This is a genomic window from Martelella mediterranea (assembly GCF_021021415.1).
Taxonomy (GTDB): Bacteria; Pseudomonadota; Alphaproteobacteria; order Rhizobiales; family Rhizobiaceae; genus Martelella; species Martelella mediterranea_C.
Window position 1 is genome coordinate 76,114 of the sequence record NZ_JAINWJ010000014.1, and the last position, 22,275, is coordinate 98,388.

Below are 22,275 nucleotides of genomic sequence, written 5' to 3' on the forward strand. Positions count from 1 at the left end.
CCCGCTTGAGATAAAGACGGCCGCGCCCTTTCTTCGGGGCGCGGCCGAAAACAACATTCGGCTTCCCCTGGGGAAGCCCGGGAAAAACACGCCGGGGAGCTGTCGCTCCTCGTGCCATATCGGGAGGGGCCACCATGCCCGGTTTCCTCGCAAAGATCGAATATGTCGCAGGCGCGATCCTGCTTGCGGTCATCACCTTTCTGGTGTTCATCGCCGCGACCATGCGTTTCTTCGGCCATCCGCTGATCTGGTCCGTCGATCTTGCGCAGCTTCTGTTCATCTGGCTCTGTTTCATCGGCGCGACGCGGGCCATGCGCGAGCGCGGCCATCTGGGCGTCGATTTCCTGGTCCGCCCGTTTCCGCATCGCTACCGGCTGGCGCTGGAGACGGCGCTCGCCGCACTGTTCCTCGCCTTTCTCATGCTGCTTGCCTATGAGGGCTACAAGCTCACCATGCTCAACAAGGAACGCCAGTTCGGCGACTCCGGCCTCTCCTATGCCTGGGTGACGATTGCCGTGCCCGCCGGCTGCGTGATGCTGTCGATCTCGATCCTCGGCAATCTCTGGCAGGCCTGGCGCAATGTGAAGGACGGGATGCTGGTTTTCACCCGCACCGCGGCCTACGACGAACCGGTGATCCACGCCGGTCCGGCGGAGTAAGCCCATGGCCCTGATCGGTATCGTCTTCTTCGCCCTGATGCTGCTTGGCGCGCCGATTGCCTTCGCGATCGGCATTTCGGGCTTCACCTTCTTCCTGACCTCCGACATCATGCCGGTCTCGATCGGCGTGCAGAAGATCGCGACCGTTTCGCAAAGCTTCCCGCTGCTGGCGGTTCCCTTTTTCGTGCTCGCTGGCCATCTGATGAACGAAAGCGGCATCACCGACCGGTTGTTCACCTTCTCCAAGGTCGCGGTCGGCTGGATGGCGGGCGGCCTCGCGCAGGTCTCGATCATCCTGTCGACGCTGATGGGCGGCGTGTCCGGCTCGGCCGTCGCCGATGCGGCCATGGAAGCGCGCGTGCTCGGTCCGCAGATGATCTCCAACGGCTATTCGAAGGGCTATTCCTCCGCCGTGATCGCGATGTCCTCGCTGATCACCGCGACCATTCCGCCATCGATCGGCCTGATCCTCTATGGCTATGTCGGTCAGGTCTCGATCGGCCGGCTGTTCATGGCCGGCATCGTGCCCGGCTTGCTGATGATGGCGTTCCTGATGGTTGCCGCCTGGCTCGTCGCCCGCAAACGCAACTACGTCATGAGCGACATGAGGAAGCCGACCGCCGGCGAACTCGGCCGCGCCGCCTGGGGCGCCAAATGGGCGCTGCTGTTTCCCGTGCTTCTGATCGGCTCGATCCGCGGCGGGCTGTTCACGCCATCGGAAGTTGGTGCGTTCGCGGTGGTCTACGCTATCCTCGTCGGCGTCTTCGCCCACCGGGTGATGACGTTTGAGACGATCAAGCGGGCCTTCGGCCATGCGCTGTCGGATATCGGCCTGATCATGCTGATCATCCTGATGTCGGGCATGATCGGGTTCGCGATCATCTTCCTTCAGGTGCCGCAGAGCGTGGCGGGCTTCATGCTGGAAAGCCTCGCAAATCCGGTTCTGATCGTCACCGTCATCCTGATCGGCCTGTTCATCGCCGGCCTGTTTTTCGAAAGCACGATCCTGGTGCTGCTGCTGACGCCGATCCTCGTCCCGGTCGTGGTCAAGGCGGGCGTCGACCCGGTGCATTTCGGCATCCTGATGATGACCATCGTCACCTTCGGCGGCATGACGCCGCCGGTCGGCGTCGCGATGTTCACGGTCTGCAGCCTGCTGGACACCAAGATCGAGGATTATGTGAAGGAATCCTGGCCGTTCATCGCCGCCATCATGGCGCTGGTGGCGCTGCTTCTGTTCGTGCCGGGCATCGCGCTGTTCCTGCCGAACCTGATGTACGGGTAGCAGCGTCACGCAGGCTTTCGCCCTCGACCCATGCCGTCTGAGGAGCCGTGTTATCAACCGCCGGCTGCGAAGACACTCGCTGCGGAGATGCTGGGTCCATCCCGCCACGTCATCGTCCGACGAAAGCGCTGCGCATGCTCGACGCGGCTTACCGTCCGGGCCCAAATGACAACTTGGAGATAGTTGAACCAGACCCCTGTTCGGTTTAGTGCACCACCGAAACACACTGGAAAAGCGAACAACGGCATGATGCCGCGGGGGATATTGTTGGATGGACAAATCGGGTGATCCCGGCCTGTTTGGCCGCTGGTTCCGAGGGCTTTCTCTCAGGGCCTGGCTGATCGTCGGCTTCATGATGGCGCTGCTGCCGGTCGCGCTCCTTTCCGCCTTCTGGTATCTGGACTATCGCGACCAGCTGCGCGAGCCATTTCGGCAGGTTCTCAACACCCAGCACAACGTATCGCTGGCGCTGGAGCGAATCCAGGGCAATCTCTGGGATATCGCCATGGACGTCAACGATTTTGCTCAGACCGGCGACGAAAGCTACCGCAATCATTTCGAAGCGGCGGAGCGCGAGATCGCCGCCAACCTGCGCAATCTGGAAATGATAACCGATGACTATCCCTCGTTTGAACCTGTGCTGGAGGGGGTGAGCCAGCAATGGGCCCTGTTACTGCAGGCCGCTTCGGACGTTGCCCCTTTACCCGGCACGGCCGATCAGCCCCTGATGCGCTTCGAAAGCGTCATCGCCGAAACCGGCAAGCGCGTGGAAAGCATTGCCGAGAGCATGCGCCTCCTGAATGAGGAAAGCCATAGGGAGGCGCTTGCCACGATGGAGCGGCTCGACCGCTTTGCGGCGATTGCGGGCGTCTTGGCGCTGGTGTTTTCCGGGATCGGCATATTCATCATCGACCAGGCGCTGATCCGCAGCACCGACAAACTGGTGGAAGGCGCGATGCTGGTCGCGGGCGGCACGCGCAACCGCGAAATCGAGGTGCAGGTTCCGCCGGAGCTTGCCTCCGTGGCGCAGGCCTTCAACACCATGCTCAAGCAGATCAACCAGCAGGAAGATGCCCTCGCCGCGGCCGCGCGCGCGGATGGCCTGACCGGTCTTTACAACCGCCGCGAGTTCGACCGCGCGATCGACGAGGCTATCGCCGTATCGAAGGAGAGCGGCGAGCCGTTCTCCCTGCTGATGATCGACGTCGATCATTTCAAGCAGTTCAACGACACTCATGGCCACCTCGCGGGCGATGACGCGCTCAGACAGGTTGCGGCGACAATTGAACTGACCGCGCGCGAGAATGACCGGGCCTATCGTTACGGCGGCGAGGAATTCGCGATGATCTTGCCGGGACTTCGCACCTATGAGGCAACTGCGATCGCCGAGCGCCTTTGCAACACCATCGCCGCGCAGACGCTCATCCTTCCCGACGGACAGAAGCAGACGCTGACGGTCAGCATCGGCATCTCGGTGTTCAGCCCGCGGGTTTCGCCGCCCAATATCATAGAGCTCGCCGACCGCGCGCTCTATGCCGCCAAGATGGAGGGCCGCAACAAGGTGAAGGTCACCGGCTGACCTTCAAAGGCGGTTTCGGGCGATCGCAGGTCAGCCCTGCGCCACCCCTTCGATCACATCCATCCCTCCGACGACGGGCGCGAAATCGCTCCACACGCCCCGCGCTCCCGCGCGCCAGGCGTCCATCTCCTCCGGCTCAAGGAAAGTGGCGCCGTTGGCCTCGGCAAGCGCCACGGATTGGGCCTCGTCCTCGACGATCAGGCGATTGAAATAGAGCGCGGCCTCGGCCGAGATCGCGCGGAGGATGGTCTGTGTCTCGGGATCCAGACTGTTCCAGAAGCCGGCTGAAAAATAAAGCACCCCGGCGGCGCGGATATGGCGGGTTTCGGTCATGAACGGCACCACTTCGTAGAGCTTGAAGCCGGCATAGGCCGATTTGGTCAGGTCCATGGCATCCGCCACGCCGGTGGCGAGCGCGTTATAGGTTTCGGTGATCGGGATGCCGACCGGCGTCGCGCCGTAGGCGTTCCACAGGCGCGTGTGGAGCGGCGTGTTGATGACGCGGATGGTCTTGCCTTCCATTTGTCCGGGCCGCGTGACTGGTGCCTTGGCCAGCAGGTTGCGGGCCCCGTAATCGATGAAGCCACCGACGATAAACTGCTCTTGCGCAAGCCGGGCGGAGAGGTCGTCGCCGATCGGCCCGGTGACGACCTCGCGAAGATGGGCGGCATCGCGAAACAGGAAAGGCAGGTCGAGCAACTGCAATTGCGGCGTCCAGGCCGAAAGCGCCGAAACGGTGGAGAGGCTCGCCTGCACCGATCCGAGACGGATATTCTCGGCCACCTGTTTTTCGCCGCCGAGCGCGCCATTGGTCACGATCCGGAAGCGGAACCGGCCAGGAAACCGCTGTTCGACCTCATCGGCGAAGAAGCGCCAGACCATGGTTTCCGGCTTGTCCTCGCCGAGGAGCGAGGCGATGACGACATCGCGCGTGGCGCCGCTGGCGGTTCGCAGATAGGCGGGCGCGGCAAGCATTGCGGCGGCCGCGGCGCCTGTTTTCAGGAGATGGCGACGATTGAGCGTAGTCATGGCAGACAAACCTTTCAGACAGGAACAGCGAAGAGGGTGATGACGAACAGGGCGGCGAGAAGCGCCAGAAGAAAGGGACGCATCGCCCTGAACAGGCTTTCCGGCGAAAGACCGGTGACGCCGCCGACAACGAAGGCCAGCATGCCGACCGGCGGGGTTAGCCCGCCGATCATCAGGTTGACGACGAGGACGACGCCGAAGCGGATCGGATCGATCCCGGCGGAAACGGCGACCGGCAGCAGGACGGGACCAAGAAGCAGGATCGCCGCCCCGATATCCATTACCAGGCCCGCAATCAGCAGGATCACATTGGCGAGCAGGAGCACGGCAACGGCGCTGCCCCCGAACAGGCCGGCGAGGTGGCGCACCAGACCGGCGATATCGTCGATCGCGAGCAGGAAGGCGACGGGGGCCGCCGCGCCGATCAGCAGACCGATCGCCGCCGCCTCTGCCGCCGACTGGCGGAAGGCGGCGACAATGCTTGAACCGGAACGGCGGGATAGCGCCGCGAGGATCAGCGTGTAGAGCGCCGCAAGACCCGCCGCCTCGGTCGTCGTGACGATTCCCAGGCGAATGCCGAACACCACGATCAGGCCGAGGCCGAAGACCGGCAGGGCCGCGATCCCGGCCTGCCTGCGCATTTCAGCCGAAGCCCGCGGCGCGCCGCTCGCGGCCCCCATCGCAAGCCTTATGGCTACAGCGAGAAAGGCCGCCATCAGCAGGCCGGCAAACAGCCCGCCGACAAGCAGCGCCCCCACCGAAAGATTGGTCGCCGTCGCCAGGATGAGAAAGGCGATCGACGGCGGGATGACGTTGTCGAGAACCGAGGATGCGGCGACAAGCGCGCCGGCGCGGGCGGGCGAATAGCCATGGCGCACCAGTTCGGGATGGAAGGTCGAGGCGGCAAAGGCGGCATTGGCGACGGAAGAACCGGACGCGCCGGAAAACAGAACCCCTGTCAAAAGCGTCGTCTGCGCCAGCCCGCCACGATAATGACCAACGAGCGAGGCCGCGAACTGCACGAGTTTGCCGGCCGCGCCCGAGAGCTTCAGAAACGCGCCCGCGAGGAGAAAGAACGGGATCGCCAGCAGCAGGAATTTCGACATGCCGGCGACCGTATTGGCGATGATCGCCTGCTCCGTCTGCAGCGCGCCGAAGGCGATCGCGCCGTAGGACGATGCCAGAAACACATGGGCGAGCGGCGCACCGGCGATGACGCCGAGCGCGGCGGCAAGGGCGAGCGGCAGGCTGGCCGGTAGTGCGATATCGATCGCGAACCGGCCGACAGCCCAGTAAACAAACCCGCCGAGCGCGAAGCCGAAGATCAGCCGCGCGCCGCTTGAGCGCTCCAGGTGGCGCAGGCAGAGCAGCACGAGCAGACCCAGCCCGCCCGCCACCGGAAAGGCGAAGCGCACCCATTCCGGAACCCCAAGCGTTGGCGACATTCCGCCAAGCAACGCGATCGCCTCACGTCCGCCGAGGCACAGGATCAAGCCCGCGACGACGCTGAAGCCGTCGGCCACAGCAGCGAGCACGCCGGACGCCCGATCGGGCAGCAGCCTTGCAAGCCCATCGAGCCGCATCGACAGCGGGCCCGAAAGGGTAAGCGGCAGGCCGGCCGAGATCAGCGCGATGTTCAGCCAGACGCCCAGATCCTCCATGCCGACGACGCCGGTGTGGAAGCCATAGCGCAGCACGACGCCCGCCACGACAAGAGCGAGCATCGCCATCAGAATGACAGCGGCGAGCATGCCGAGCGCCGTTTCCAGCGCGTCCGCAAACCGTCCGGCGGTGCTGCGGATCGCCGTCATGGGCACGGACGATGCCGTTCGCAGGCGGCGCCTGTCTCGAAACATCCGTTCGGACGGCTGAACCATCGGCGGCCCGCGCATGGCATTGGAAGGCAAGACTTCATGATGCGATCCCCAGGATGTTGCAATCACGGAGACCGGCGAGAAGAGAAAGGTTATGGCAGAGCGGCCAGATTTTCCGTTCCTACGCCGGCATGACCCGGATCAGGTTCAAGGGTCCGGCTCACCGCCGTCTCAGCATCGCACGATGCACCCCTCGGAATAGTCAGGTTTTGTCCGGCTTTTGGGCCTGTGTCAATGGCATGCCGCAAGGCATGGCCGGAAGCGCCGATGCCGGTTATTTCGGAACGGCCGTTTTCACTTCAGCCTTTGCAGCAGAGCCATGGACGGTTCGCCCGTGACATTCAGCCCGTTCTGCCGCTGGTAGGCGGTGATCGCGGCGCGGGTCTGGTCGCCGAACACGCCGTCGATGGTGCCGGCATCGTAGCCCGCCGCCGAAAGCCGCGACTGCAATTCCTTGCGCTGGTCGGCGCTGAAGCCGTAATTGTCGTCGGGAAAACTGCCCCTGAGCGGGCCGGCGCCCGCGATCCGGTCTGCGAGATATCCCACGCCCAGCGCGTAATTGGTGGAATTATTGTAGCGCTTGATGACGTTGAAATTGTGCCCCACGACGAAGACCGGACCGCCCGCCTGCGGCTGTATCCTGGTGCCATCGACGGCGGCGCCCGGCGAGCCCTCTTCGCCGCCCCAGGGCTGACCTTTCCGCCAGCCGGAGCGGGCAAGATAGTTCGCGGTGCTCGCAAGCGCATCGGTCGGGTCGGCGTCCCAGATATCGCGCCGCCCGTCGCCGTTGAAATCGACGGCATAGCCGAGATAGGAGGTGGGGATGAACTGGGTATGGCCCATGGCGCCGGCCCAGCTTCCGGTCATCCGCTCGGGCGTGATATCGCCGTTCTGCAGGATCCGCATCGCCCCGACCAGCTGGCTTTCGAAGAAAGCGCCGCGCCGCCCCTCGACGGCGAGCGTCGAGAGCGACGAGACCACCGGAATGCTGCCGCGCCGTTCGCCATACATACTTTCCAGTCCCCAGATGGCGACGATGACATTGGCGTCGACGCCATAGGTCGCCTCGATCCGCTCCAGAACATCGCGGTAACGGGCGTAGTTCGCCCGCCCCTTGGCGACACGCTCGTCGGACGCGGCGATGGCCAGATAATCTTCCAGCGTGCGCTTGAATTCGGTCTGGTTGCGGTCCTGCTCGATAACCCCCGGCGTGTATCCGGCATTTGCGAACGCCGCCGCCAGCGTGTTGTTGGAAATCCCGCGCGCGGCCGCGCGGCTCTTGAACCCGGCCACCCACGCGTTCCATTCCGGATTGGCCACCGGCCGCATCGCCGGATCGGCAACGGAGGAAAAACTGCCCACCGAACTGTTCGTACACGCTGAAAGCGTCGCGGCAATCACCCCAAGAGAAAACACGCGTCGCGTCAGATACATAGCGATAACCCCGCTCCATTCGTGCACAAACCTAGCGCATCGGCCTCCTGACCGAAAGAGCATGCGCTTGCGTCTATTTTATGGAGATGCGGGAGAGGAAAGCACAGCGGCGAAAGGTTTCTCCGCTGTGCAACCAGGGCTGGCAGGATTCCAGCCCTGTCGGCCTGCGTTAGAGCATCGGGCGAAAAAGTGGAACCCGGTCTTTCGATAACCCGACGCGTCAAAACAGGGAGCTACCTTGCCGATATCGAGAACGCGAAAAGGCGACACCGAACCTTTCCCGTAAAGCCGAAGGCCATCGTGACTTTCTTTTTTGAAGGCCGCTACTCGACAAGGCCTGTCGTGCAACTGTAATCAATTCATCTCAATAATACATGCGATCCGTCAACGGCCAGAAGAGTGAACATTTTCCCATGAAAATCGCAATGATCGGCACCGGCTATGTGGGACTCGTTTCCGGTGTCTGCTTTTCCGACTTCGGCCATGAGGTGGTTTGCGTCGACAAGGACCCGGCCAAGCTTGACATGCTCAGAGCCGGTCAGGTGCCGATCTATGAGCCCGGTCTACAAGAGCTTATGGCCAGAAACATGGAGTCCGGTCGGTTGCACTTCAGCAGCGATCTGCCCGCGGCGGTGTCGGAAGCCGATGCGGTCTTCATCGCAGTGGGCACGCCGGCGCGCCGGGGCGATGGACATGCCGACCTGACCTATGTCTTCGCCGCGGCCGAGGAGATCGCCCACGCCATCGACGACTATACTGTCGTGGTGACAAAATCGACGGTACCGGTCGGAACCAACCGGCAGGTTCAGGAAATCATTGCAAGGGCCAACCCCCAGGCTGATTTCGATGTCGCCTCCAACCCGGAATTCCTGCGCGAGGGTGCGGCGATCGACGATTTCATGCGGCCGGACCGGGTGGTTGTGGGGGTTCAGCATGAACGCGCGGCAGAGGTGATGGGCGAGATCTATCGCCCTCTCTTTCTGCGCGACTTTCCAATCGTTACGACCGACCTGGAGTCGGCCGAAATGATCAAATACGCGGCCAACGCATTTCTCGCTACGAAGATCACCTTCATCAACGAGATCGCGGCGCTCTGCGAACGCGTGGGGGCCGATGTTAAACTCGTATCCAAGGGCATTGGCCTCGACAATCGGATCGGCAACAAGTTTCTGCATGCAGGGCCGGGCTTCGGCGGCTCGTGCTTTCCCAAGGACACCAAGGCGCTTGCCCGGATCGGTCAGGAGCACGGCGTGTCGATGCAGATCACCGAGACGGTAATCAAGCTCAATGACGACATCAAACGCAGGATGGTCGAAAAGGTCACGGATCTGTGTGGCGGCACGGTAAACGGCAAGACCATCGCCGTTCTTGGCGTGACCTTCAAACCCAACACCGACGACATGCGCGACTCGCCATCGCTGACCATCGTGCCGGCGTTGGTGGGCGGAGGAGCGCATGTCAGAGTGGTGGATCCCCACGGTCGTCGTGAGGGCGAGGCCCTGCTACCGGGCGTCCAATGGCTGGAAAACGCCTATGAGGCAGCAGAGAATGCCGATGCTGCCGTGATCCTGACCGAGTGGAACGAATTCCGTGCGCTCGACCTGTCCCGGCTGGCGGGCGTAATGGCGACGGCGAGGCTCGCCGACCTGAGAAATATATATAACAGAGGCGACGCCGAGGCAGCCGGGTTTATCGCCTATGTGGGCGTAGGGCGTCGGTAGTCATCTACGGCCCGCCGAGATATCCGCGGATCGGAGCCACGAAGGGTCCGGTCCGGACGGAAGCGCATTGCGGTTCCTGCTCCGTGTTTCACGGTCCTGTCGCAGGTGCCGATTCATCAGTTGCGCGCGAAATGCCCTAATCGCTCGCGGTGTCGTAATATTTATCGCCATAGTGGGCGGCATAGCCATAGCCATAGCCATAATTATAGCCATAACGCTTGAACCCGTTCGGATCGATCTGATTCAGGACCAGCCCCTCGATCTTGCCTTCCTCGAACGAGCGGATTGCTTCTTCGACCTGACGCTGATGTGTCGAATCCCATTTGACGATGAAGAGGATGGCATCGACAAACTGGCTCAGCACGCGGGCATCGGGCACGATCAGCACAGGCGGCGCGTCGACGATGACGAAATCATACTTGGACCGGGCTTCGCGAAGAAGCTCATCCATCTTCCGTGAGGAGAGAATGTCGGCCGCATTCTTCGTCGAGCGCTCTCCAAACAGAATGTCGATATCGAGTTCGTCATGATGGAAAACGGCTTCCTCAAGCGACGTTTTTCCTGAGAGCACGGAAATAAGGCCGGCAGCGCGTTTGGAATTGTCAAAATACCGATTGAAGGTCAATCGACGCAGATCGCCCTCGACCAGAAGAACTCTCTTTCCCATGCTGGCGAAGTTGAGCGCGAGACCAATGCTGCTCGACGTCTTGCCTTCGCCAGGTATTGATGACGTCAGCAGGATCACCTGCGGAGGGTTATCGAGATGGGCGAGCAGAACCGATGTTCTGAGATTGCGCACAGCCTCGGCAAACGGCGATGTCGGGTGACTTTGAAGATAGTGGAAGAAATCATTCCGATGTTTTGCCGGAACGAGGGGCAGCATACCAACCACGGGCAAGCCGGCCAGTTCCTCCAGTTCCTGAGATGTGCGGAAAGTCTTGTTCCGCATTTCGAGAAGCATGCTGAGCGCACAACCGAAAATAAGACCCACAAACCCGGAAAGCAGAACAATCCGCTTCTTGGACGGCGCGCTAGCGGCCCCGGGCTCGACTGCGTAGGAAAGGATGACGCTGTCAGCCTGCTGCACCCCCTGCTGGGCAGAAGTCTCCTTGAGGCGCGCCAGGAAATATTCATAGAGCGTCCGATTGGCTTCCGCCTCACGCGTCAACTGCTCCAGTTCAAGATAAGCGGCGCTTTCCGTCTGAATTTTCTGCTCAACCGCCGCTTCCGCAGACTCCAGTGAGGCAAGCTGGCTCTTGTTCTCCGTCGCATCCCTGCGACGTTCGGCGAGCAGCGTCTCCATTCTTGCATTGAAGCGTGATGCAGCGCTTCTGCTGCGAGACGCGGTCGCCGACAGATCGATGAGCGTTGCATCGCCGAGCAGAACAGCCTTGTCCTCATAGCCCGTTGCCTGCTCGAATGCGGCAAAGAAATCGTCAGAGGCCGCGACCCTCTGTCGGGTCTCGTCGATGCGATCACGGATCGACTTCAGTTGCCGCTCCAGTCCACTCAGCACTTCAGGGGTGGTCAGCGGCGTATCGGTCTTGAACTGCTTGACCGCGTTTTCGGAATTTTGAAGCGCGACCTTGAGTTCAGCCACGCGGTCGCTGAGCCAGTCGATCGCATCGACCGTGGCGCCGCGTTTGACGTCGATCTGACGCTGGACATACTGCTCGGCAATCGTATCTGCTATCAGCGCTGCCTTTTCAGGATCCTCAGACTGCACGGTTATTCTGAAGGTTGTGGTCCCGGGAACCACGTTCGCCGTGAAATGCGCAAGAAGAGCGCTTACCACCCGTTCGCGCGTCCGCTCCGGATCAACCCGACCGGCGGTAGGTTTGGAATTCGTTGGCAACAGACCTTTGATGCTGGAGACCAGTTGCGAAAATGCCGTCGGTTCCCTCAGAGCTCCGTTGAACTCAGGATCCGAGGTCAGATCCAGCATATCAACGACTTTTCCGATCAGTATGCGCGATCTGATTACCTCGATTTCGGACTTCAGCGCGACATCATCCGTTCCAATCTGCGCAAGAACGCTCGGCAGATCGATGAGTTTCTCCGACTGGCTGCTCACCATCGTGACTGAGGAGGCCTCATAGATCGGAGTCGTCATTTTGAAGGCGTAGTACCCGCCCGCCAGAACGAACACAGTGCATATCAGCGCGATCAGAAATTTACGCCGCCAGAAAATGAAGAATATTTTCTGAAGATCGATTTCATCATTTTCAGTACTGGTTCTAATGTTCTGCATGTCGCTCAAAATTTCAGGCCGTTTCTGGAAATCGGGTTGGTCCTGTCGTCAGTCGATCCTGCGCCTTTTCAACGCAGTCGTTCATGGGGCGAGCCGGTTCGGGCGATAGACCAAGCGTCCCGACCAGTCAAGTTTCCGACTGTCGAAGCCAGGATTGCAACAGTTTCGCGATTTTGCGGCTCATTGCGGCCACCTTCTACCAACACCGGAAAGCGCTCTGCGACCAAACCGCTCTTTCGCCCGGAACCGGACGCCTGCAGGAAATTCTGCCAGCGCGGGAAAAGGCGCATTATGCGCAATGCCCCAGCCATGGAACACAACCAAAAGATCGTGGAGCGGGTTGCACAAGCTTAATCAAAATCGTTTCTCATCAAGGCCAGATTGCATAGTCTTTTAAGATCCTAATAAGTGCAAGCTATGTACGCCCCTTTCCGTGCGCGTGTCGCCTGAAAAACGGGCCCATGCGTCGTTTAACAGTGGCAGAAGACAGAGGGACGTCAATTTGCACTCAGTTCATCCGCCTTTTCTGTGCGAAAGTCTTTTGAGATTCAAAGGCCTGTTGAAATGCACCTTAGTCCCGGCGGGAAGACGCAGGCAGCTCGCGAGCCGGGCGCCGAACTGATAAGTCGCCACGAACAGGCCGGCGAAGAAAACGATAGAAAGCGCGGCGGCTGCCGGGTTGTGCCAGAACAACACACCGGCAATAGCCGGCGCGGTGAACATCGGCGCCAGGATCACCGTCGTCATGGGATTGCTGATATGCCGCGCATTCCGGCCGAGCAAACCAATCTCGAGGGCGCGCATGACCAACTGATGAAAATGCAGCCGGTCGGGTTGATCGGTGGGACGACCGGCGATGCGGCGACGGAATATGGCAAGCAATGTATCGGCGATCGGCCAGAAGAATATCAGCAGCAGCGCCCACGGAGTCAGGTCCGGAATGAAGTTCAGTATCAGGAAGGCAAGCCAGGCAAGAATATGGCCGATGCCATAAGCACCCGCGTCTCCCAGGAAAATTTTCCCCAATGGGAAATTGAAGACAAGAAATCCGAGCAGCGCTCCGATAACGATGGCGCACCAAGCGCTGACCTCGAACAAACCGTTCTGGGCAGCAATAGCCGCCAGGGAAGCCGCGACGACGACGGCAATCAGACTGGAAAGGCCGTTGACGCCATCAACCAGGTTGAAGGCATTGCAAATGCCAGCTCCGCCAAAAATGGTCACGGCGATCGCAAACGGCGCAAACGTTATGATCGTGCCGATCAGCGGGATGTCGGCTCGCGGGATCCAGAGCTTGAACAGCACGACAGCGAGCAGCGACGAGACTGCGGCGGCGATCAAGCGGCGACGCGGCGACACGTGAAAACCGAGATCCTCCGCCAGACCGGCAAGGAAGACCGGCATCAGCGAGGGCAGCAACAACCATAGATGATGACCGGTCGTATCCGGTATGAACATACCGAATGCAACAAGAGCGACTATGATAGCCACCCCGCCAATTCTCGGCGTCGGCACTCGATGAGCACTCTGAACAGCTTTGGTGTCTTTGCGACGATCAGAAAATCTGAGATGAAACTTCCGCGTCGATACAATCAGCGCGCATATCGCTGCGGAAACAAAAAATGCGCACACCAGCGCCTGGAAAAAATACCCACTCATGAAAGGTGGAACCCCTGCGTGAAAATACGGCTGACCAGGCCGCCCAAACTAATTTCATCGATCAAAATTGAGTAAAATTACAAATAAACGTTTGATCTAACTCAAACATCGCAACTAAAAAATGTAACCTACTAAAAAATAAAGTTTTACGCATCCAGCTTTGGCTGTAAATTAGCAGATATTGAAACCTCGTCAACCGAGAACTGAAAGACTTATTTGCTTGTGAGATTACGGATCGCTAAAAAGATGCGGATTCTCATATATTCAATCTTAAAGTGTATTAACCGCTAAATTTCTTGCCGCGGGGACCCGCAAATTCGAAACAGCCAGGGCTGCCTCATTGGCTTCACATCAGCGTCGATGCCATTCGCTGCGATATAGGCACTACAAGCGATGGAAGCAGAGTGTCTGCCCGCGACCGAGAGAGGGCCCGAAGGGCCACCTTGTATGAAGCGGGTACGCTCCGCACCGCCGCCGCACAGTCTTCCTCCGCAAATTTCTTGAAGTTACCGTCGTGAGAACGGATGAGCCCATCCGATAAACGGCGGATTGGCGAAATCGTTGTCCTCGGCCTGCCGCGTCTTGCCATATACAAAAACCGTATTGTCTGCACACTCGGTCGTGCCTCCTGCGGCGCGCAGGACTGCGTCGCCGGCGGCGGTATCCCATTCCATGGTTCGCCCGAAACGGGGATAGACATCGGCAACGCCTTCCGCGAGAAGGCAGAATTTCAGCGACGAGCCCACCGAGGTGAAATCGGAAACGCCGATCTGCCGCATGAACTCCTCGGTTTCGGGGCTGTTGTGCGATCGGCTGGCAACCGCGGTCAGAACCTCGCCCTTTGGCCGGCATCTGATCGTTTCGGAGCGCACGACGGCGCCATCAGCCACAATGAGTTTCTCGGCGCCGTCGGCCGTGGTGCGGTAGGCCACGCCCTTGGCCGGGGCATAGACGATGCCCGCAACCGGCACGCGGCCTTCAATGAGCGCGATATTGACCGTAAAGTCTTCCCGCCTGTTGATGAATTCCTTCGTCCCGTCGAGAGGATCGACCAGGAAGAAAGCCTTGCCGGTGATATCGGGAATGCGCCCCGCCGCAACGCTCTCCTCGGCGATCACGGGAATGTCGGGAAAAGACCGAGCGAGATGGGCAAGAATGATCGCCTCGGCCTGCTCGTCGGCTGCCGTCACCGGCGACTGATCCTTCTTGTAGGATACGTCGATGCCGTTCTCATAGATCGACATGATCGTACTGCCGGCTTCAAGAGCTGCATCCAGGAACACTTGCTGCATATCCGCTATGGCGCTCACTCCCCCTGCTCCCGGCTCGCGAGGAAATCCTCGATCCGGCTTGCCAGTTCAAACGGCTCATGGCCGACGGTGTGGAGATGAAGCTCGGCGTTTTCCGGCGGTTCATAGGGCGAGGAAATGCCGGTGAAATTGGCGATTTCTCCGGCCTGCGCCTTTTTGTAGAGCCCCTTCGGGTCACGCTCGGCGCAGACCTCGATCGGGGTGTCGACGAAAATCTCGATGAACTCGCCGTCCTCCATCATCTCGCGCGCCAGCCGCCGTTCGGAGCGGAACGGCGAGATGAAGGACACCAGTACGATCAGCCCGGCATCGGCCATGAGCTTCGCCACCTCGGCCACGCGGCGGATATTTTCGACCCGGTCTTCGGCGGTGAAGCCGAGATCGCGGTTGAGGCCGTGGCGAACATTGTCGCCGTCAAGCAGATAGGTGTGTTTGCCCTTGGCGTGGAGTATCTTTTCCAGCGCATTGGCGACCGTCGATTTGCCCGAGCCCGAAAGCCCGGTGAACCACAGCACCGCCGGCGTCTGCGCCTTAAGGCTCGCATGCGCCTTCTTGTTGATCTCGACCGCCTGCCAGTGGACATTGTCCGCCCGGCGCAGCGCGAAATCGATCATGCCGGCGCCGACGGTCTTGTTGGATATCCGGTCGATGATCACGAAATTGCCGGTGGCGCGGTTGTCCGCATAGGCATCGAACACGATCGGCGCCTGGGTCGAGATGTTGCAGACCCCGACCTCGTTCATGTGGAGCGCCTTGGCTGCCTCATGGGCGAAGCTGTTGACGTTCACCTGATATTTGAGGGCGGTGATCGTCGCCGGCGTCTGGTCCGCCTCGGTGCGCAAGATATAGGAACGGCCGGGGATCATTGCGTCCGCGTCGAACCAGATAATCTTCGCCTGAAACTGGTCGGCAACATTGGGCCGCTCATCGGGCGCCACCAGGATATTGCCGCGCGAGACCTCGATCTCGTCCTCGAGCGCAAGCGTGACGGCCTGACCGGCCTCGGCGCTTTCAAGGTCGCCTTCCATCGTCACGATCTGGCGGATCGCCGAGGACTTGCCGGACTTGGCGACCGTGACGCGGTCCCCGACGGCAACCCGGCCGGACGCGATCTGCCCGGCAAAGCCGCGGAAATTGAGGTTAGGACGGGTGACAAGCTGCACCGGCATGCGGAACGGTTTTTCCGCAAGGGCGGATTCGACCGGCACCGTTTCAAGATGGTCCAGAAGGGCCGGCCCCTTGTACCAGGGCATGTTTTGCGAGGGCTGGGTGACATTGTCGCCATAACGCGCCGAGATCGGGATCGGCACGATCGTCTCGAACCCGAGATCCCTGGCAAATTCCAGATAATCGGCGACGATCCGGTCGTAGACCTCCTGCGAATACTCCATCAGGTCGATCTTGTTGATCGCGACCACGATATGGCGAATGCCGAGCAGCGAGGCGATGAAGGAATGCCGGCGGGTCTGCCGCAGAATGCCCTGACGGCTGTCGACCAGCACGATGGCGAGATCGGCGGTCGAGGCGCCGGTGGCCATATTGCGGGTATATTCCTCATGGCCGGGCGTATCGGCGACGATGAACTTGCGCTTGGCGGTCGCGAAAAAGCGATAGGCGACATCGATGGTGATGCCCTGTTCGCGCTCGGATTCCAGCCCGTCGACCAGAAGCGCGAAGTCGATATCCGCGCCGGTCGTGCCGTGTTTTGCGCTGTCGCTTTGAAGCGAGGCAAGCTGGTCCTCGAAGATCAGCTTGGTGTCGTAAAGCAGGCGGCCGATCAGGGTCGACTTGCCGTCATCGACGGAACCGCAGGTCAGGAAGCGCAGCAGCGATTTCTTTTCCTGTTCGGCGAGATAGGCGATCATGTCGCCGGAAACATCCTCGACCATCAGAAATACCCCTCGCGCTTCTTCTTCTCCATCGACCCGGCCTCATCCTTGTCGATCATCCGGCCCTGACGCTCCGAGGTTCTGGCCGTCAGCATCTCGCGCACGATCGCCTGCAGGTCGTCAGCATCGGATTCGACCGCGCCCGTCAACGGATAGCAGCCAAGCGTGCGGAAACGCACCATCTTCTCCGTCACGGCCTCATCAGAGCCGATCGGCATGCGCGCGTCATCGACCATGATCAGCGCGCCGTCGCGCTCGACCACCGGGCGTTTCGCCGCGAAATAAAGCGGCACGATCGGGATATTCTCCTTCATGATATATTGCCAGATGTCGAGCTCGGTCCAGTTCGACAGCGGAAAGACGCGGATCGATTCGCCCTTGCCGACACGGGTATTGTAGGTCTTCCACATTTCCGGACGCTGGTTCTTCGGGTCCCAGGCATGCTGCGCATTGCGGAAGGAAAAGATGCGTTCCTTGGCCCGCGACTTCTCCTCGTCGCGCCGCGCGCCGCCGAAAGCGGCATCGAAGCCGTATTTGTCGAGCGCCTGGCGCAAGCCAACCGTCTTCCAGAGATGGGTGTGGGTGTTGGAGCCGTGATCGAAGGGATTGATGCCGACCTCGACCGCTTCCGGATTGACGTGAACGAGCAGGTCTATGCCGAGATCGTCCGCCATCTTCTGCCGGAAGTCATACATCGCCTGGAACTTCCAGGTGGTGTCGACATGGAGAAACGGAAAAGGCGGCTTGGCCGGATAGAACGCCTTCATCGCCAGATGCATCATCACCGACGAATCCTTGCCGATGGAATACAGCATCACCGGCCTCGAAAAGCTCGCGGCGACCTCGCGGAAGATATGAATCGATTCCGCCTCCAGTCTCTGCAAATGTGTAAGAGCCATTGAATATTCCCGATAATATGAATGAAACCGAATTTTCCAAATGTCGCCTAGAGATAAAGGTTCATACGCAAAATTAAAATGTCAATTTGACCCTTGATCCCGTTGTCTTTAGAAAAAAATCCTAAAAACCAGCCGTCCGGAAACTTGCTTGCAGGACTTTCCCTCGGCCACAGCCTGAATTTCAGGCCTCCTCAGCTCTGTCGACGAGTTGAACGTGGGGCTGCAACGCGCTCCCTGACCAGCGATGTGCCGCTGCTTATATCTTGAAAATCGTGCGTCACCGGGCATATCCGATTTTGGCGCGCAGAGCAGAGCCGCCAGTGGTCGGCCAAGTATTTGATATGGCCTTGCCTCCGGTCTGAAAATCACGCGGCTTAACACTAGCGTCACCGACACCGCCGATCCTGCTAATCCACAACCGTGCGCTCTGCAATAGCTGCGGCCACTGTGTATCTTAACGTATCCTTGAGGTCGACTTCCGTGTGACGAGTTCCGTCTGGTAAACCACGGTGCGCACCTTTCGATCGGGGTTCTCGATCGCTTCCACGACCAGGTCGATGGCGGCCAGGCCCATGGCCTGCAGCGGCCGGCCTACCGAGGTCAGCGGCGGCGTCAGCAGGTTGGCGATCGAATTGTCGAAGCCGATGAGGGACATGTCGTCCGGTACGCTGAGCCCGGCCTCGCCGAGGGCCTGCAATGCCCCGGCCGCGAGAATGTCGCTGGAGGCGAGGACAGCCGTCGGGCGGCGCTCGATGCCGAGCAGGTCGCGCATCATCTTCCGGCCTTCGCTTGCCGGGTCATCGCCCGTCAGCGGGAAATAAAGCCCCAGCCTGATCAGGGCCGGATCATCATCAAGGCCGTGGCGGGCAATGGCGGCGCTAAAGGCGGCGAGACGATCCTCCTCCATCGAGGTGCCGTGCACGCGGGCGCGGTTATAGCGGTCGGGCGCGCCGCCGATAAAGGCGATGCGCCGATGTCCCAGCGCCTGAAGATGATCGACCGCCTGGTCGATGCCGCTTGCCGGATCGATCAGGACCGCATCGGTTCCCCCGCAGACCTCCTGCTCGATCTGGATGACCGGTACGCCCGCCTGCAGTAACGGCGCCATGCCACTGGCGTTGATACCGTAGGAGAAGATCACCGCATCGGCGCGCTGCTGCAGGAGCTGGACCACGGCGCTCGCCTCGACTTCCGGCTTCATGCCGTGCTGGAACATCAGCACATTGTATCCGCGGGCAAGCGCCTCGCTTCGGATGGCCTGGCTCAACTGGCTGAAGAACGGATTGAGCGAGCCGTCTACGACGATCAGGCCGATCGTCCAGCTGCGCTTGGTTCTGAGCCCGCGCGCCACCGCGTTCGGCCGGTATCCCGTCGCCTTGAGCGCCTCGCGCACGCGCCGCTGTTTTTCCGGTCCGACCTTGTCCGGCTCGTAGAGCACCCGCGCCACGGTGGCCGGCGACACGCCCGCATGCCGCGCCACATCCCCCATGGTTGACAAGTGTCGATTTTTTTCCACGCCGGGCCTCTTTTTCTATTGATGATGACGTCATCATTTGCAAATGGTGACGTCATCATATGATTTCGAGCGGAATTTTCCACTTTTTTCAGCGGCGCTTGCGAGGAAAAGCAGATCCCATGATTTCGAGCCACCTTCTTTCGAGGTCCATCTTGTCGGCGCTGATCGTGATTGCCTACGCGGTCATTCTCGCGCCCGTGGTGACCGTGGTGGCGATCAGCTTTTTCGACCAGGGCATCATCAGCTTTCCGCCCGACGGGCTCACCCTGCGGTGGTTCGTCAACGCCTGGGCGCGGCGTGAATTCACGCAAGGCCTGATCATGAGCCTGGAGCTGGCGCTGATCGCGACCGCCATCGGCGTGCCGCTCGGAACGCTGGCAGCCTACGGGCTCAATCGCGGCCGGTTTCGCGGCAAGGGCGTGATTTCCACGCTGCTGCTCGGGCCGCTCGCGGTGCCAGCCATCATCATGGGGACCGCGCTTTATATCTTCTACATCCGCGCCGAAGCGATCATCGACCAGACGATCGTCGGCACGACGGCGGGACTGGTGGCCGCCCATGTGCTGCTGACGATCCCGTGGACGGTGCGTCTGGTCGCCGCCAGCATGGAAGGCGTCGATCTGCGCGTCGAGGAAGCCGCCGCCAATCTCGGCGCGCCGCCGGTTGTCGTCGCCTGGCGGATCACCCTGCCCATGCTGCGCTCCGGCATTGTCGCGGCCAGCATGTTTTCCTTCATCCAGAGTTTCGAGAATCTAGAGCTTTCGCTGCTGCTGATCGGCCCCGGCAAGATCACGCTGCCGGTCGCGATGCTGAACTATCTCGAATTCAAGATCGACCCGACGCTTGCCGCTGTCGGCACGATCCAGATCCTTCTGATCGGCGTGCTGATGCTGGTGACCGACCGCTACGTCAAGCTGTCGCGCGTCCTATGACCCCAAGGCCCGGAGAGTGTTTTGAGCGAACTGATCATTGAACATCTTGCCAAGGCCTATGGCGACACCCGCGTCGTGAAGGACATCAACCTTCACGTCGAGGAAGGCGAACTGGTGGCGTTGCTCGGGCCATCGGGATGCGGAAAATCCACGACATTGCGGATGATCGCCGGCTTCGTGAAGCCGACCGAGGGGCGGATCCTGCTTGGCGGCGAGGACATCTCCCGGCTACCGCCCTACCGTCGCGACACCGGCATGGTGTTCCAGTCCTATGCGCTGTTTCCGCATATGAGCGTCGCCGCCAATGTCGGCTTCGGCCTTGAAATGCGCAAGATCGGCCGGGCCGAACGCGACGAGCGGATCAGACAGGCGCTGGAAATGGTGCGGCTCGACCATCTGGCCGAGCGCATGCCGCGTCAGCTTTCGGGCGGCCAGCAGCAGCGCGTGGCGCTCGCCCGGGCGCTGGCGATCAACCCGAAAATGCTGCTGCTCGACGAGCCGCTTTCCAATCTGGACGCCAAGCTGCGCGGCGAGGTGCAGCATGAGATCCGCAACCTGCAGCAGCGGCTGGGGCTGACGACGCTGATGGTGACCCACGACCAGGACGAGGCGCTGACCATGGCCGACCGCCTGGCGATGATGGAAGGCGGCGTGGTCCGCCAGATCGGCACGCCGCAGGAAATCTACGACACGCCGGATGATGTCTATGTCGCCGGCTTCATCGGCCGCTGCAACCTGATCGCGGGCCGGCAAAAGGCGCCGGGGCTGTTTGTCAGCGAGGGCGGATCGGAACTGCCCTGCGATCCCGCGAGTGATGCGGGCGCGCGGGAGGTGACCTTCGCCCTGCGCCCGGAAAAGATCACACTTGTCCCCGTCGCCTCCGAGCCCGACCCCGGAGACGCCGCGACGCGCCAGCGCGCGCGGATCAGCGGCATGGCCTATCTCGGCGCCCAGACGGAGTTCGAGCTCGATCTTGCCGGCACATCGCTTGTCGCGGTCATGCCCACGCCCTCCCGCAACACCCCTCTTTCCGCTCTCAAGCCCGGAGCGGAGGTTTTCGCAACATGGCAGGCGCAGGACGCGCGCCTGCTTGCCGAGCGGCCCTGAACGGCCCCGGACCAGGCAAGCCGGGTCTGAACGATCCGGACGAGAAGACGATCAAAAGGAAGAGTGAACAGCCTATGTCAGACAGAATGAAAACAACCCGCCGCGCTTTCCTCGTGGGCACCGCCGCGACATCGCTTATCGCGCTCGGCGCCGCCGGGCCGGCCTTTTCCGCCGACAAGGGCACCGTGATTGCCTCCGTCTTCGGCGGCGACTATGGCGATATCCTGCGCGCGACCGTCGATGAGGCGATCATGGCCCCGGAAGGCTACGAGGTCCTTCAGGACATCTCCTCGACCGAGGCCCGCCAGACCAAGCTCAGAACCGAGAAGATGCGCGCCAAGTCGAGCTTCGACGTGGCCGTGCTCGCCGACCTCGACATGTATCCGATGGCAAAGCTCGGCGTGCTGTCGGAAGTCACCGAGGAGAACGTTCCGCGGCTTTCCGCGGTCATCCCGGCTCTGCGCAAGACCTATTCGGTGCCCCAGATCTATTCCTACATCGCCATACTCTACAATCCGGAGAAGGTCACCACGCCGCCGACCTCCTACGCCGATCTGTGGAAGCCGGAATACAAGGGCAAGATCGGCGTATCCGACAAGCTGCATGTGGCGACCTCGGCCGTGGCCGCGCTGGTCGGCGGCGGCTCGATGAGCGATTTCACCCCCGGCCAGGCCAAGCTTCTCGAACTCAAGGACAAGCAGGACGTCCAGATCCTGCCCTCGAACGAAGCGATCGCCGGGGCCTTCGAAAGCGGCGATATCTGGATCACGCTCAACTACGTCTCCAGGGCGTATTCCTGGCGCCAGAGCGGCCTCAACATCGAACGCGCCGTGCCATCGGAGGGCGCGATCCCGATCGCGTTCGAGATGGCCGTGCCGAAGAACGCCCCCAACAAGGAGGGCGGCTTCGCCTATCTCGATGCGGCGCTCGACCCCGAGGCCCAAATCGGCTTCGCCGCCAAGATGGGCTACCTGCCGACCGTGACCGACGCCGAACTGCCTGCGGAACTCGAGGCGGCAATCGGCCTGCCTGCGGCGGACCAGGATCGCCTGATCCGGCTCGATGACGACTATCTGATGCAGCATCAGACGGAGATCCTCGACTTCTGGAACCGCGAGTTCAAGGGCTGAA

General features: G+C 61.1%; 16 protein-coding genes and 1 riboswitch. Of the genes, 7 read left to right on the plus strand and 9 right to left on the minus strand.

The annotated features are described in order from the left end of the window. Positions 1-134: 134 nt before the first annotated feature. From K7H91_RS10875 to K7H91_RS10885, 3 genes are all read left to right on the plus strand, one after another. On the plus strand, positions 135-659 hold the full coding sequence (locus K7H91_RS10875; RefSeq protein WP_230720251.1) for a TRAP transporter small permease: 525 nt from the start codon (positions 135-137) through the stop codon (positions 657-659). Between the two features lie 4 nt (positions 660-663). Then, positions 664-1,944, plus strand: a complete 1,281-nt coding sequence (locus K7H91_RS10880; protein WP_230720252.1) for a TRAP transporter large permease — start codon at positions 664-666, stop codon at positions 1,942-1,944. 271 nt (positions 1,945-2,215) lie between these two features. After that, positions 2,216-3,523, plus strand: coding sequence for a sensor domain-containing diguanylate cyclase (locus K7H91_RS10885; RefSeq protein ID WP_230720253.1), 1,308 nt, complete (start codon positions 2,216-2,218; stop codon positions 3,521-3,523). 30 nt (positions 3,524-3,553) lie between these two features. On the opposite strand, the gene K7H91_RS10890 is transcribed toward K7H91_RS10885, so the two are convergent. The 3 genes from K7H91_RS10890 to K7H91_RS10900 all read right to left on the minus strand — a co-directional run bounded on the left by K7H91_RS10890 (position 3,554) and on the right by K7H91_RS10900 (position 7,860). Further along, positions 3,554-4,552 carry a TRAP transporter substrate-binding protein gene (locus K7H91_RS10890; RefSeq protein ID WP_230720254.1) on the minus strand — a complete coding sequence of 333 codons (999 nt, stop codon included), beginning with the start codon at positions 4,550-4,552 and terminating at the stop codon, positions 3,554-3,556. 14 nt (positions 4,553-4,566) lie between these two features. After that, a complete protein-coding gene (locus K7H91_RS10895; protein ID WP_230720311.1) occupies positions 4,567-6,363 on the minus strand; it encodes a TRAP transporter large permease subunit in 1,797 nt (598 codons plus the stop codon). 164 nt (positions 6,364-6,527) lie between these two features. Further along, positions 6,528-6,630: riboswitch (TPP riboswitch) on the minus strand. Between the two features lie 90 nt (positions 6,631-6,720). Continuing rightward, positions 6,721-7,860: a lytic murein transglycosylase gene (locus K7H91_RS10900; protein ID WP_230720255.1), complete on the minus strand. Its 1,140-nt coding sequence runs from the start codon at positions 7,858-7,860 to the stop codon at positions 6,721-6,723. 413 nt (positions 7,861-8,273) lie between these two features. On the opposite strand from K7H91_RS10900, the gene K7H91_RS10905 reads away from it, so the two are divergent. After that, positions 8,274-9,581 (plus strand): UDP-glucose dehydrogenase family protein, encoded by a 1,308-nt coding sequence (locus tag K7H91_RS10905; RefSeq protein WP_230720256.1) that lies wholly within the window; start codon positions 8,274-8,276, stop codon positions 9,579-9,581. 136 nt (positions 9,582-9,717) lie between these two features. Here the strand turns inward: K7H91_RS10905 and K7H91_RS10910 are convergent, their stop codons facing one another. From K7H91_RS10910 to K7H91_RS10935, 6 genes are all read right to left on the minus strand, one after another. Next, positions 9,718-11,832, minus strand: a complete 2,115-nt coding sequence (locus tag K7H91_RS10910; RefSeq protein WP_230720257.1) for a GumC family protein — start codon at positions 11,830-11,832, stop codon at positions 9,718-9,720. A gap of 513 nt (positions 11,833-12,345) precedes the next feature. Further along, on the minus strand, positions 12,346-13,491 hold the full coding sequence (locus K7H91_RS10915; protein WP_230720258.1) for a glycosyltransferase family 4 protein: 1,146 nt from the start codon (positions 13,489-13,491) through the stop codon (positions 12,346-12,348). Between the two features lie 506 nt (positions 13,492-13,997). Then, positions 13,998-14,783 carry a 3'(2'),5'-bisphosphate nucleotidase CysQ gene (cysQ, locus tag K7H91_RS10920; protein WP_269066156.1) on the minus strand — a complete coding sequence of 262 codons (786 nt, stop codon included), beginning with the start codon at positions 14,781-14,783 and terminating at the stop codon, positions 13,998-14,000. Positions 14,784-14,797: 14 nt separating this feature from the next. Further along, positions 14,798-16,690 (minus strand): sulfate adenylyltransferase subunit CysN, encoded by a 1,893-nt coding sequence (gene cysN, locus K7H91_RS10925; RefSeq protein WP_230720259.1) that lies wholly within the window; start codon positions 16,688-16,690, stop codon positions 14,798-14,800. After that, on the minus strand, positions 16,690-17,589 hold the full coding sequence (gene cysD / locus K7H91_RS10930; protein WP_230720260.1) for a sulfate adenylyltransferase subunit CysD: 900 nt from the start codon (positions 17,587-17,589) through the stop codon (positions 16,690-16,692). The genes cysN and cysD overlap by 1 nt, the downstream gene beginning before the upstream one ends. Positions 17,590-18,043: 454 nt before the next feature. Continuing rightward, positions 18,044-19,105 carry a LacI family DNA-binding transcriptional regulator gene (locus tag K7H91_RS10935; RefSeq protein ID WP_230720261.1) on the minus strand — a complete coding sequence of 354 codons (1,062 nt, stop codon included), beginning with the start codon at positions 19,103-19,105 and terminating at the stop codon, positions 18,044-18,046. A 119-nt stretch (positions 19,106-19,224) separates the two neighbouring features. On the opposite strand from K7H91_RS10935, the gene K7H91_RS10940 reads away from it, so the two are divergent. The 3 genes from K7H91_RS10940 to K7H91_RS10950 all read left to right on the plus strand — a co-directional run bounded on the left by K7H91_RS10940 (position 19,225) and on the right by K7H91_RS10950 (position 22,274). Next, on the plus strand, positions 19,225-20,037 hold the full coding sequence (locus K7H91_RS10940) for an ABC transporter permease (protein ID WP_230720262.1): 813 nt from the start codon (positions 19,225-19,227) through the stop codon (positions 20,035-20,037). 21 nt (positions 20,038-20,058) lie between these two features. Further along, positions 20,059-21,144, plus strand: a complete 1,086-nt coding sequence (locus tag K7H91_RS10945) for an ABC transporter ATP-binding protein (protein WP_230720263.1) — start codon at positions 20,059-20,061, stop codon at positions 21,142-21,144. Between the two features lie 86 nt (positions 21,145-21,230). Continuing rightward, a complete protein-coding gene (locus K7H91_RS10950) occupies positions 21,231-22,274 on the plus strand; it encodes an ABC transporter substrate-binding protein (protein ID WP_230720264.1) in 1,044 nt (347 codons plus the stop codon). The last annotated feature ends 1 nt before the right edge of the window (position 22,275 follow it).

Bases quoted from the DNA above. Each gene is read 5' to 3' on its own strand.
- K7H91_RS10885 (WP_230720253.1), top strand. From the start codon at position 2,216: ATGGACAAATCGGGTGATCCCGGCCTGTTTGGCCGCTGGTTCCGAGGG.
- K7H91_RS10900 (WP_230720255.1), bottom strand. From the start codon at position 7,860: ATGTATCTGACGCGACGCGTGTTTTCTCTTGGGGTGATTGCCGCGACG.
- K7H91_RS10875 (WP_230720251.1), top strand. From the start codon at position 135: ATGCCCGGTTTCCTCGCAAAGATCGAATATGTCGCAGGCGCGATCCTG.
- cysQ (WP_269066156.1), bottom strand. From the start codon at position 14,783: ATGCAGCAAGTGTTCCTGGATGCAGCTCTTGAAGCCGGCAGTACGATC.
- K7H91_RS10950 (WP_230720264.1), top strand. From the start codon at position 21,231: ATGAAAACAACCCGCCGCGCTTTCCTCGTGGGCACCGCCGCGACATCG.
- K7H91_RS10940 (WP_230720262.1), top strand. From the start codon at position 19,225: ATGATTTCGAGCCACCTTCTTTCGAGGTCCATCTTGTCGGCGCTGATC.
- cysN (WP_230720259.1), bottom strand. From the start codon at position 16,690: ATGGTCGAGGATGTTTCCGGCGACATGATCGCCTATCTCGCCGAACAG.
- K7H91_RS10905 (WP_230720256.1), top strand. From the start codon at position 8,274: ATGAAAATCGCAATGATCGGCACCGGCTATGTGGGACTCGTTTCCGGT.
- K7H91_RS10880 (WP_230720252.1), top strand. From the start codon at position 664: ATGGCCCTGATCGGTATCGTCTTCTTCGCCCTGATGCTGCTTGGCGCG.
- K7H91_RS10910 (WP_230720257.1), bottom strand. From the start codon at position 11,832: ATGCAGAACATTAGAACCAGTACTGAAAATGATGAAATCGATCTTCAG.
- K7H91_RS10890 (WP_230720254.1), bottom strand. From the start codon at position 4,552: ATGACTACGCTCAATCGTCGCCATCTCCTGAAAACAGGCGCCGCGGCC.
- cysD (WP_230720260.1), bottom strand. From the start codon at position 17,589: ATGGCTCTTACACATTTGCAGAGACTGGAGGCGGAATCGATTCATATC.
- K7H91_RS10895 (WP_230720311.1), bottom strand. From the start codon at position 6,363: ATGACGGCGATCCGCAGCACCGCCGGACGGTTTGCGGACGCGCTGGAA.
- K7H91_RS10915 (WP_230720258.1), bottom strand. From the start codon at position 13,491: ATGAGTGGGTATTTTTTCCAGGCGCTGGTGTGCGCATTTTTTGTTTCC.